At 76.8% G+C, this 11,447-nt stretch carries 6 protein-coding genes and 1 pseudogene; 2 read left to right on the forward strand and 5 right to left on the reverse strand.

Annotated features, from left to right (window positions below):
* Positions 1–370 precede the first annotated feature (370 nt).
* Both ABTY15_RS05035 and ABTY15_RS05040 read right to left on the reverse strand, forming a co-directional pair.
* Positions 371–1,654 (reverse strand): annotated as a pseudogene (locus tag ABTY15_RS05035) (SpoIIE family protein phosphatase); the annotation flags it as partial.
* A 169-nt stretch (positions 1,655–1,823) separates the two neighbouring features.
* Positions 1,824–3,215, reverse strand: a complete 1,392-nt coding sequence (locus ABTY15_RS05040; protein WP_350576732.1) for an NAD(P)/FAD-dependent oxidoreductase — start codon at positions 3,213–3,215, stop codon at positions 1,824–1,826.
* 518 nt (positions 3,216–3,733) lie between these two features.
* On the opposite strand from ABTY15_RS05040, the gene ABTY15_RS05045 reads away from it, so the two are divergent.
* Together ABTY15_RS05045 and ABTY15_RS05050 are read left to right on the forward strand one after the other, a co-directional pair.
* Positions 3,734–4,612, forward strand: a complete 879-nt coding sequence (locus tag ABTY15_RS05045; RefSeq protein WP_502893425.1) for a TetR/AcrR family transcriptional regulator — start codon at positions 3,734–3,736, stop codon at positions 4,610–4,612.
* A 388-nt stretch (positions 4,613–5,000) separates the two neighbouring features.
* Positions 5,001–7,328: a sigma-70 family RNA polymerase sigma factor gene (locus tag ABTY15_RS05050; protein ID WP_350576190.1), complete on the forward strand. Its 2,328-nt coding sequence runs from the start codon at positions 5,001–5,003 to the stop codon at positions 7,326–7,328.
* A 93-nt stretch (positions 7,329–7,421) separates the two neighbouring features.
* On the opposite strand, the gene ABTY15_RS05055 is transcribed toward ABTY15_RS05050, so the two are convergent.
* The 3 genes from ABTY15_RS05055 to ABTY15_RS05065 all read right to left on the reverse strand — a co-directional run bounded on the left by ABTY15_RS05055 (position 7,422) and on the right by ABTY15_RS05065 (position 11,228).
* A complete protein-coding gene (locus ABTY15_RS05055) occupies positions 7,422–8,126 on the reverse strand; it encodes a DsbA family oxidoreductase (protein ID WP_350576193.1) in 705 nt (234 codons plus the stop codon).
* Between the two features lie 102 nt (positions 8,127–8,228).
* Positions 8,229–8,750: a universal stress protein gene (locus ABTY15_RS05060; protein WP_350576196.1), complete on the reverse strand. Its 522-nt coding sequence runs from the start codon at positions 8,748–8,750 to the stop codon at positions 8,229–8,231.
* 324 nt (positions 8,751–9,074) lie between these two features.
* Complete coding sequence (locus tag ABTY15_RS05065) at positions 9,075–11,228, reverse strand: asparagine synthase-related protein (protein ID WP_350576199.1); 2,154 nt, start codon at positions 11,226–11,228, stop codon at positions 9,075–9,077.
* Positions 11,229–11,447 lie beyond the last annotated feature (219 nt).

Below are 11,447 nucleotides of genomic sequence, written 5' to 3' on the forward strand. Positions count from 1 at the left end.
GCTTCGTTCTTTCGTGTTTCCAGCTTATCAGATGTTTTCCGCTCCGTTTCCGGGGCTTCGTTCATCCAACTTGCCGGTGTCTTTCGGGGTTTGACCCCCCGTCCGACGTTTCAAACTCTAGCCGATCCCCGCTCCGAAAAGCGAATCCAGCCGCAATCCATATAAACAGACACGCCAAAACAGACCCAGGCCGCGAAACCGAAAAGGCACGACGCGACCCAGCCCGAACTGGGAAGTGGTGTTTCTAGGGATTGGCTGCCCCGGGACCGTCCGCGCCGATGCGTGTCCGGTGCTCCCTGCCAGGCAGCTCGAAGAACACTAGACCTCTCGGGTGGCCGAGTCAAGCCCCCGGTTCCGGGTCGCCGGCGGTCTCGTCCGCGGGCAGGTGGAAGGCCAGCACGGCGACGTCGTCGTCGTGGTCGGAGGTCACGCCCATCGCCCGGAGCAGCCGGGCGCAGATCACCTCGGGGGCTCCGACGGCGCCGGTCAGGGTGTGGGCGAGGAGGTCGAGGCCCTGGTCGATGTCCTCGTCCCGGCGCTCGACCAGGCCGTCCGTGTAGAGGACGCCGGTCGTCCCGGGAAGCAGGCGCAGGGTGTGGGAGACGTGCAGGCCGCCGCCGGTGCCGAGCGGGGGACCGTTCTGCTCCTCGCTGCGCAGGACGGTGCCGTCGGGGCAGCGCAGCAGCATCGGGAGGTGGCCGGCGGAGGCGTAGGAGAGGGTGCGGCGCTGCGGGTCCCAGACGGCGTAGGTGCAGGTGGCGATCTGGTTGGCGTCGATCTCCATGGCGAGGCCGTCGAGCAGCCGCATCACCTCGTGCGGGGGCAGATCGAGGCGGGCGTAGGCGCGGACGGCGGTGCGCAGCTGGCCCATCACGGCGGCGGCGCGCAGGCCGCGGCCCATCACGTCGCCGATCACCAGGGCGGTTCGGCCGCCGTCGATGGCGATCACGTCGTACCAGTCGCCGCCGACGGCCGCCTCGGCGCCGCCCGGCTGGTAGGTGGCGGCGACCCGCAGGTCGGCCGGCTGGTCGAGCTTCTGCGGGAGCAGGCTGCGCTGGAGGGTCACGGCGGCCTCGCGCTGACGGCGTTCGGCTTCGCGCAGGCGGGCGGCGGCGAGGACCTGGTCGGTGACCTCGGCGGCGAAGATGAGGACGCCGGCGGGCGGCCCCTCGGCGGGGGTGTCGCCGGTGTCGCCGTGGCCGAGCGGGACGCAGGAGACGTTGTAGTAGCGGTTGCCGGTGAGGCCGAGGATGCAGCGGGCCTTGACGCTGCGCGGGCGGCCGCCCCGGATGACCTGGTCCATCAGGGGCAGCACGCCCATGGTGCCGAGTTCGGGGAGGGCCTCGGAGGCGGGTAGGCCGGTGGAGCGGTCACCGAAGAGTTCGCGGTAGGCGCGGTTGGCGTAGCCGAGCTGGTGCAGCGGGCCGTAGGTGACGGCAACGGGCGCGGGGATGCGGTTGAGCACCTCCCGTAGGTTCTGGGGTCTGTGGAGGTCGAGGAGTTCGGCGGCGGTGGCCGGGCTGGTGGGGTCGCGCGGGCCGGGCACCACGACGCCGTCGGCGCAGGGCGCGCCGTCGTCGGTGCCGACCGTGGTCGGCGGGGCGGCACGCCAAGGGACTCCGGTGAGCCGGGCGCTCCAGCGCATGAGGTTCAAACGACGGCCGCTTCCTCGTTTTCCAGGCATATCATCACTTTTTGTGTGCACTCTGACACACCGGGTAATGACTAGGTTGGGCTGATCCTGTCAGGCGGAGGGCCGATTCCGGAAGTCGCGCGCCCGGCGTGGCCGTCCGATCGCCGCCCGCCGCGGGCGCCGGGGGCGCTCACCGGGGCGCGTCCGGACCACCCTCGGGCCCTCGCCCGAACCCCGCCTCGAACTCCGAACGCGGGTGCTCCGCCGCCCCCAGCGAGACCACCTCGCGGGAGAAGACGCCGCCCAGCACCCAGTCCATCAGCACCCGCACCCGGCGCTCCGTGCTCGGCAGGCGCCGCAGGTGCCGGGCCCGGTGCAGCCACCAGGCCCGCCGACCGGTGAGCCGGGCACCCCGCCGGGTGTGCGCGACCGCCCGGTGCAGGCCCAGGGAGGTGGAACAGGCCGCGCCGTCCGGCCGGTACGGGACCAGGCCCGGCGCGTGCGGGCCGCTGTCGAGGGCGACCGCGATGTTCCGGGCGAGCAGTTCGGCCTGGGCCAGCGCATGCAGGGCGTTGGGTGCGCAGGGCGCCCCGTCCGCGCCGGGGTCCGGCACCGCGGCGCAGTCGCCGGCCGCCCAGGCGCCGGGCAGCGCGCGGCCGTCCGGGCCGACGACCTGCAAAGTGGCCAGGCAGCGGACCCGGCCGAGGGTGTCCAACGGCAGGTCGGTGTCGCGCAGCAGCGGGGACGGGCGCACCCCGGCCGTCCAGACCAGGGTGCGGGCGCCGAAGCGGCTGCCGTCGGAGAGCGCGGCGACCTGGCCGACGGCGGACTCCAGGGTGGTGCGCAGCCGGATGTCGACGCCGCGTTCGCGCAGCTGGCCGAGGGTGTGCTCGGCGAGCTCGGGCGACTCGCCGGCGAGGATCCGGTCGGCGGCCTCGACCAGGATCCAGCGCAGGTCCTGCACGCCGACGTTGTGGTAGCCGCGCACCGCGTACCGGGCCATGTCCTCCAGTTCGGCGAGCGCGCCGACGCCCGCGTAGCCGGCGCCGACGAAGACGAAGGTGAGCGCGGCCTGGCGCAGGGCCGGGTCCCGGGTGGCGGAGGCCAGGTCGAGCTGTTCGAGGACGTGGTTGCGCAGGTGGACGGCGTCGCCGACGGTGGAGAAGCCGAGACCGTGCTCGGCCAGGCCGGGGACCGGCGCCGTCCGGGACACCGAGCCGGGCGCCACCACCAGGAGGTCGTAGGGGAGTTCGACCGGGGCGGGGGTCTCGCCGGGCCCGGCGGTGTCGGCGAACGCGCGCCGGGCGGCGTGTTCGATCCGGGTGATCCGGGCGGTCAGCACCCGGCAGTGCGGCAGGGCCCGGCGGAGCGGGACGACGACGTGCCGGGGGTCGATCGAGCCGGCCGCGACCTCGGCCAGCAGCGGCTGGTACGTGAGGTATGCCTGGGGCTCGACGACGGTGATCTCCACCTCGCCGCGCCGGAGCCGTTCCCGCAGGCCGCGCTGGAGGTGCAGCGCGGTGGCCATCCCGGCGCAGCCGCCGCCGGCGATCAGGATCCTGATGGTGCACCTCCTGCCGATGTGACGTTTCGCCCCGGCCGTCGCCGGGGGTCTCCCCTCATCCGCCCCCTATGAAGGACCGCCGGAGGCCGTCTTGTCCACAGTCCGTACCGGGTCGGGTGGGGCGGGAGCGGCGGGTGAGGCCAGTTGTGCCTACTGGGCGACTTTCTGACGCACTTTCGGCCGCGAAGTGCCGTGAACTATGGTCGGATTGTGTGCCGGGGCGGCCACCGTCATGACAATCGACGGCGACGCACCGTGGAGCGGCCATTACGGCCAGTTCCAGCGTTGGCGCGAGAACCCGACTGCGGGGCGGTCATCCGGGGAAGGGTAGTTCCCGGATGAGGCCCCGGACGGTGCCGACGCGCCGGGCCGGACGACTGCACCGGCCCGGCGGCACGAACCGTGGTCACCGGAACGCGACGGGCGGCACGAGCGATGGGTCATCGGGTCATTTCTGACGGGCTGAGCTGCACCGGGGGGTGCAGGGGCGGGCGACGACAGGGTCCGGGTTCGGGCGCCTGCGGGGGAGAGTTGGGATGATGGAACAGGAGCAGGTGTTGGGCCGGGCGAGTGCGCCGCACACCGGCCAGGGCATGGTGCCGGAGCAGCGCGGGCCGGTCGACCTGTCGTCGCACGGCACGGCGTACGCCGGCGTCCCGTACCGGGCCGAGCCGGCGCAGGCCGCCGCGCCCGTACCCGGCGCCCGGTTGCGGGTCGACGCCCGACGGAACCTGGAGAGCGTGCTGCGGGCCGCCCGCGAGGTGTTCGGCGAGTTCGGGTACGGCGCGCCGATGGAGGAGGTCGCGCGCCGGGCCGGGGTCGGGGTCGGCACGGTGTACCGGCGGTTCCCGAGCAAGGAGGTGCTGGTCCAGCGGATCGCCGCCGAGGAGGTGGCCTGGCTGACCGCGCAGGCGCGCGAGTCGCTGTACGGCGGCGGCGGGGCCTGGGAGGCGCTGGCCGGGTACCTGGCGCGGGCGGTGAGCACCGGCGCCGGGCGGTTACTGCCGCCGGAGGCGTTCCGGTACGCGGAGGAACTGGGCCGGGTGCCCGAGCAGCGCGGGTCGGAGGCGTCCGCGCTCGGCCGGTTCGAGCTGCTCGGCGAGGAGCTCCGGGCCTCGGCGGACGGGATCCCGGGCGGCGGCGAGCCGTCGGCGACCGACGCCGATCCGCGGCTGCTGCTGCAACTGCTGGCCGCCCTGGTGGCCCGCGCGGGTGCGGCCGGGGAACTGCGGCCGGGCGTCACCGTCGCGGACGTGGTGCTGGTGCTGACCGCCTCGGTGCCGGTGCACGCGGCGCGGACGGCCCCGACCACGGGCGGCTTCGCGGCCGTCGCCCCGCAGACGGACGGTCAGGCGGTGCCCGGTCCCTCGGACCGGTTGTTGCAGATCCTGCTGGACGGCCTGCGGGCACGCTGACGCCCTTCCGCCGGTTCGGCCGTCGGGTTCGGCGGGCCTGCCGGGGCTTGACCGGGGCTTGACCAGGCCTGCCGGGGCTTGACCGGCAGGGGAGTTGGCGAGGACACCGGCGCGCGAACACACTCCGCGCGCCGGGCACGGGCGGCGCACAACCTGCCGCCGCACGCTGGCCGAACACATCCGCGACGGCCCCTCGGAAGAGTGGGTGACGGCCGGTCCGGCTACCGCCCATCTCTGCGCTATGCCATCCTTTGCCCGTGGTTGGAGCCAATGTCCCGATGCGCGCCCTTCGCGCGCCGTCGGCGCCGCACCCCGGGAGACCGTGCGCCCACGCACTCCCGCGCGCCCTGCCACACTGCGGGGGCTGTCGTGGAATCTGGGGTCCGTTGTGAGCGCCGAGGAACAGAACGACTACGGCTTCGGCCTCGACTTCGGCCCGTCCGGAGGGCTGTCGGGCGGCAGGTCGGGCAGCGGCCGGTCAGGCGGCATGTCGGGCGGCCTGAGCGGGGGTTCCGCCGCGTCCGCCGGCGGGCCCGCCCAAGTGCCCGGCACCGCACCGGGGTCGGGCACCGGCCCGACCGCCGGCCACGTCCCCGACCAGGCCGGCATGCCCAGTCGCGAATCCCTCTCCGCCTCCTCCGCCGCGCTCCCGCCCGGTCGCGTGCCCGGCCAGGCCCCGGCCGGGCAGGGCGGCGTCGCCCCGGAGGCGTTCGTCGGCCCCGAGGCGTTCGTCGGCGACGGCCGCGCCGTCCGGCCGACCGTCCCCGCCCCCGCCGACCCCGTGGACGGCGAGCGCCCGCCCTCCGACGCCGAGTTGACCGCCCGCGTACGGGCCGGCGACGACACCGCGTACGAGGAGATCTACCGCCGGCACGCCGACTCGGTGCGCCGCTACGCGCGGACCTGCTGCCGGGACAGCTTCACCGCCGAGGACCTGGCCGGCGAGGTGTTCGCCCGCACCCTTCAGGCGCTGCGGGCGGGCAAGGGGCCGGAGTTCGCCGTCCGCGCGTACCTGCTGACCGCCGTCCGCAACGTCGCCGCCGCCTGGACCCGCAGCGAGCGGCGCGAGCAACTCGTGGACGACTTCAGCGTGTTCGCCCAGACCTCGGCCGCCGTCGTCGACCTCGACCTGGCCGACCCGGGCGCCGACGCCTGGGCCATGGCCATGGCCGACCAGCGCATGGTCATGCAGGCCTACGCCGAACTCCCCGAGGACGACCGGGTGGTGCTCTGGCACACCGAGGTCGAACGGGAGTCCCCCAAGACCGTCGCGGTGATGCTCGGCAAGACCGCCAACGCCACCGCCGTCCAGGCCCACCGCGCGCGCGACCGGCTGGCCGCCGCGTTCCTCCAGGCGCACGTCTCCGGCAGCCAGGCCAGCTCCTGCGAGGCGTACGCCAACCGGCTCGGCGCGTACGCGCGCGGCTCGCTGCGCAAGCGGGCCTCGGCGGAGGTCGGGCGCCACCTCAAGGAGTGCGACCGCTGCACGGCCGCCTGCCTGGAACTGTCCGAGATCAACACCGGCCTGCGTGCGCTGCTGCCCGGCGGCGTGCTCGTCTGGGTCGGCGTCGGCGGGTTCAGTGCCGCCGCGGCCGCCGTGGGCGGTGCGGCGGCGGTCGGCGGTGCGGTGGCGGGCACGGCGGCCGCGGCCTCCGGGGGCGGTGCGGGAGCGAGCGCGGGTGCGGCCGGTGCGGCGGGAGGTGCGGGCGGGGCCGGGGCCTCCGGGGGGAGCAGCGCCGCGGCCCTCGCCGGCGAAGGGCTGGGCACCGCCGCCAAGGCCGGGATCGCCGCCGCCGTCGCGGTGGCCGCGGCCGCCGTCGCCGCGTACGCGCTGACCGGCTCGCCCGAGGCCAAGCCCCCGGTGGCCGCGCCCCCGGCCACCACCGCCCCGGCCGACCCCACCCCCGAGGCCCCGGCGCCCGTGCCGCCCGCGCCACCCGCGCCCGCCCCGGAGCCCAGCAGCGCCGAACCGGCCCCCGAGCCGCCCGCGCCCAGCCCGAGCGCCAGCCCCACACCGGTGCCCGCGCCCAGGCCGACCGCGGCACCGACCCCGGCGGCGAGGACCACACCGCCGCCCGCGCCGAGCAGCCCGCCGGCCCCGCAGCCGGTCGTCGCCACCCCCGCGCCGCCGCCCCCGGCCCCGGCCCCGGCCCCGCCGGTCGTACCGACGCCGACTCCGCCGCCGGTGCCCACGCCCGAGGTGCCGGTCGTGCCGACGCCCACCCCGCCGCCGGTGCCCACCCCGACCGTCACCCCGCCCGCACCCACCGACTTCTGGGCCGACTCGCTGCCCGTGGTCAAGCCCGGCAACCACCGGGCGCCGCAGCCCGGGCCGAGCATCCGGCAGAAGGGCAGCGACTGGTTCTGGCAGCGCGGCGGCGCCTGGATCGGCGGCGACTACCACCCGCACGCCATCACCGTGCACGCCCCGGCGACCACCGTGATCGACCTCAACCGCAGCTGCACGTCCTTCGACGCGGTGGCCGGGGTCGACGACGGCACGCCGCTGCCCGGCGGCGTCGTCTTCTCCGTCCAGAGCGGCGACGGCGCCACCCTGTGGCGCTCCCCCGCGCTGGCCGTCGGGGACGACGCGGTGCCGGTGCACGTGCCGCTGGCCGGGCAGCAGTCGATCCGGCTGGTGGTCACTCCGGTGGACGGGATCTGGTCGGCGCTCAGCGCGGCGGACTGGGCCGAGGCCCGCTTCAGGTGTTCCTGAAACGGGCCTCGGGGGGCTGACGCCCGGGGGCGGGCTCCGGGGTCAGCGGGGCTCTGGGATCAGACCGGCACCGGGGTCGGACGGGCTCCGGGGTCAGATCGCGCAGGAGCCGTCGGCGCAGGCCTCGCCGGCCGGGGCGACCGGGACCGGGGCCGGCCGGCGCTCGCCGATCTCGGCGGCGACCTGCTCCAGCACCTTGCGGAAGGTCTCGGCCTCCTGGCCGCCCTGGACCGCCCACTTGCCCTCGAACACGAAGGTCGGCACCGCGGTGATGCCCAGCTCCCGGGCCTCGGCCAGCTGCGCGCGGACCTCGGCGGCGCCCTCGTCGCCCGCCAGGTAGGCGGCCACCCGCTCGCGGTCCAGGCCGGCGGCCACGGCCACGTCGGTCAGCGCGGTGCGGTCGCCGACGTCCACGCCGTCGCTGAAGTGCGCCTTGAGCAGCGCCTCCTTCAGCCGCCCCTGCACCGCCGGGCCGTACTCGGTCTCGGCGAGGTGCAGCAGGCGGTGGCCGAGGAAGGTGTTGGCGTGCAGCGCGGCGTCGAAGTCGTACGCGATGCCCTCGGCGCGACCCAGCTCGGCCACCCGCGCGTCCATCGCGACCGACTGCGGGCCGTACCGCTCGGCCAGCCACGCCCGGTGCGGGCTCGCCGTCGCGGGCGCGTCCGGGACCAGCTGGTACGGCCGGTAGACCACCTCGACGTCGTCCTTGCCCGCGAAGCCCTCCAGCGCCTGTTCGAAACGACGCTTGCCGATGTAGCACCAGGGGCAGGCGATGTCCGACCAGATTTCGACCTTCATGACGCGGGGCTCCAGGGGGTGGGGAGGGGTGGACGGGATGTCGAGATAGGTGAACGGTGAACCATCTGGGTACATTCCCGGCACCACCGGCGGGGGCGCCGCTCAGGCGTCCACGGGAGCCGGGACCACCAGCACCGGGCAGGACGCGTGGTGCACCACCGCCGAACTCACCGAACCCAGCAGCAGGCGGGTGAAGCCGCCGTTGCCCCTGGTCCCCACCACCAGGGTGTGCTGCCGGGTCGAGGCCTCCAGCAGCACCTCGACCACGTTGCCCAGCACCACGTGCAGCGACATCTCCCCGGCGAACGGGTGCGGGCGCTGCCCCCGCACGGCGGCGACCGACCGGCGCAGCCCGTCCGCCATGCTCTCGACCAGCGTCTCCACGCTCTCCTGCACCAGCTCCGCCATCCCCGGCGGGTAGCCGGCCGGTGCCGGGTTCACCACGGCCAGCACGTACAGCGGGAGCCCGAAGAGCTCCGCCTCGGTCATCGCCCGGTCCAGCGCCCACAGCGCCCCGTCCGACCCGTCGCACGCCGCCAGCACCCCCGGCGGCCGCCCGGACGGCGGGCGGCCCAGCACCGACAGCACCACGGGGACGGACTGCTCCGGGCTCCCACTCGCCACCACGGACCTCCTCCTGAGCGACCGGACTTCGAGGAATCGCCCCGCCATGATCGCCCCGCAGCCACGGCCCGCCCCCCGAGCCGCGCCGGGAGGGGAGGGGCAGCCGGGGTGCACGGCACGCCGGACGACGGGCGGCCCTGGGTGACGGGGGCCGACCCGGGAGCGGGACGCCGTCGAGACCCGCCCGGGCGCACGCCGCCGGGCGGGTGCGCAGACCGGGGTGACGCACGCAGCGCGGACGGCGCGGCCGGGCCGGGGCAGCGGACAGTCCCGGGCGAAGGGGCGCCGGGCCCGACCCCGGGGCGGACGCCGCAGGGTGGTGGGTCAGGGGAGGTGGACCGGGGGGAGGGCTGGGGGGCGGGTGAGGGGGAGGCCGGTCCAGCAGGCGCCGTGGCGGCGGGCGCGGACGCGGCGGAGCCAGAGTTCGGTGGAGACCAGTTCGGCGAGCCCGGCGAGGGCGGCCGGGGAGAGCGGGGTGGCGGGGTCGGTGGAGTGGGCGAGGCCGGCGCGGACGGCGGGGAGGTCGATCAGGCCGGCTTCGGCGAGGAGGGGGGCGTCGAAGAGTTCGGCGAGGCCGTCGGCAGCGAGCCGCAGGCCGGCCCGGACGGGGGCGGTGCGGTCGGGGCGGGGGCCGCGGCCCCAGTCGGGGGGCAGGTCGGTGCGGCCGGCGCCGGTGAGGACGGCGTGCAGGAGGGCGTGCCGGGCGCCGGGTTGGAGCCGGATGTCGTCGGGGAGCAGCCGGGCTGCGCGGACCACCTGGTTGTCGAGGAAGGGCGCGTGCAGCCGCTGGCCGGGCTGTTCGGCGGCGTGGACCAGGGTGCGGAAGGAGCGTGCGTGCCGGTGGAGGGCGTGCCGGGCCCGGCGCGCGCCCGGGTGTTCCTCGGGCGCCGGGTTGCGCGCCGCCAGCCGCAGCCGGAGGGCGACCGAGGAGAGCGCGTCGTCGGAGAGCCAGCGGGCGGCCGGGCCGGGGACGCACCAGAGCAGGTCGCCGGCCGAGCGGTCGCCGGCCGTGCCGCTCCCGTCCGGGACGTGGCGGGCGGTCAGTTTGGCGGCCGCGTCGTCCAGCGCCTCGGCGTACCGGCCCCGGGAGAGCCGGTGGGCGGCCCGGACCACGGTGAGCGGGGTGCGCAGCGCGCCGGCCAGGACGCCCACGGCGGCGCGGTCGGCGCCGGCCAGCGCGGCGACCGGGGGCAGCAGTTCGCGCGAGCGACCGGCCCGGAGCAGGTCGGCGAGCCGGGCCGGGTGGCCGTCGAGGACCTGCCGGGCGCCGTAGCCGGTGAGGTGGTCGGCGCCGCCGACGTCGAAGCGGGCCTCGGCCCGGGCGGCGGCGACGAGTTCGGGGCCGGGTTCGTCGGTGAGCCGCCCGGCCTGCGGGTCGGCACGCAGGCCCGCGTACGGCAGGGTGTCGGGGCCGGGGTCGAGGACGGTGTGCCGCAGCCGGGGGGTGTCGGGGGCGAGCACGAGGGTGGCCGGGGGGTCGGTCTCGCCGAGCGTGACGGCGGCCAACTGCTCGGGCGCGGACGTCTCCTGGGCGGCGGCCCGGGCCCAGGAGCCCTTGACGGCGCCGCTCCTGGCCCCGGCGCCGACGGCCGGTCCGGGCTCCGCGGCGGCGGTCACCGGCACCGGCGGGAGCGGTACGGCGGCGGCGAGCAGCGCGACGGTGGCGGAGGCGGTGCCGTACGAGAGGTCGACGCCGAGCCTGGCGCGTCCGCCGGAGAGCGCGGGCGCGGTGGTGCGGACCCGGGAGCGGACGGACTCCAGCAGCGCGCGGGTGAGTTCGCGCACCGCCGGGGCCTCGCCGCGTGGCTGCTCGCCGACCGCGCCGGGCTCGTCGTAGCCGGAGAGGTACGGGCGGCCGCCGCGGATGGCGAGCACGTGGCCGGGCGGCACCCGCTGGACGCCGAGGTACGGGGTGCCGGTGCCGAGCGCCTCGGGGGATTCGGGGCAGGCGAGCCGGGCGGCGAGGTGGCCGGTGTCGAGCGGGGCGCCGACCAGGTCGGCGAGCGGCAGCGCGGCGGTCGCGTACGCGGTGCCGCCGCCCCAGGGGGTGTGGAAGACGGGCTGGGCACCGGCCAGGTCGGTGAGCAGCAGGGTGGAGCGGGTGCCGGTGCGCAGGACGACGGTGTAGCTGCCGGGCCAGGCGGTGAGGTGGCGGACGGCGCCGCCGCGGGCGGCGGCGAGGCCGGCGGCGAGTTCGGCGTCGGTGGCGCCGCAGTGCCCGAGCACGGCGAGGCGGGTGGTGGCGGGGGTGTCCTCGACCGGGTCGGGGGCGACGGGGCCGGTGCTGACGGCGGCGGGGGCGCCGGGGCGGAGGGTGACCAGGCGGATCTCCTCGGGCCGCCAGTCGCCGACGGCCCAGAGCGGGTTGGGTCCGCTCCACAGGGGGCGCGCGGCGATCGGCGCGACCGTGCCGGGTGCGTCGGGCGCCGGTGCGCCCGCCCGGGGCGTGCCCGTGCTCCAGCCCGTCAGCCACCGCATCGCGCCTCCACCGGACGAGGACCTGCACCCGCGCGGCGCGTCCGCCGCCGCGGGCGGCCCCGCGCCGACCCGCGACGTGCCGGGGCGACCGCTCCTCGTCTGCCGGTGCGCCGTCAGGAGACATCGTGCCACCGGTTGGCGCTCCGGTGGCCGGTGTTGTCGGTTCCGGTTCCACCGACGGGTGTTGACGGGGTGCGACCCCGTACACGCGACGGGCCG

It is taken from the genome of Kitasatospora sp. NPDC097643 (assembly GCF_040302625.1).
Lineage (GTDB): Bacteria > Actinomycetota > Actinomycetes > Streptomycetales > Streptomycetaceae > Kitasatospora.

Coding starts and splice junctions, on each gene's coding strand:
- ABTY15_RS05055 (WP_350576193.1), bottom strand. CDS start 8,126: ATGAAGGTCGAAATCTGGTCGGACATCGCCTGCCCCTGGTGCTACATC.
- ABTY15_RS05045 (WP_502893425.1), top strand. CDS start 3,734: ATGATGGAACAGGAGCAGGTGTTGGGCCGGGCGAGTGCGCCGCACACC.
- ABTY15_RS05065 (WP_350576199.1), bottom strand. CDS start 11,228: ATGCGGTGGCTGACGGGCTGGAGCACGGGCACGCCCCGGGCGGGCGCA.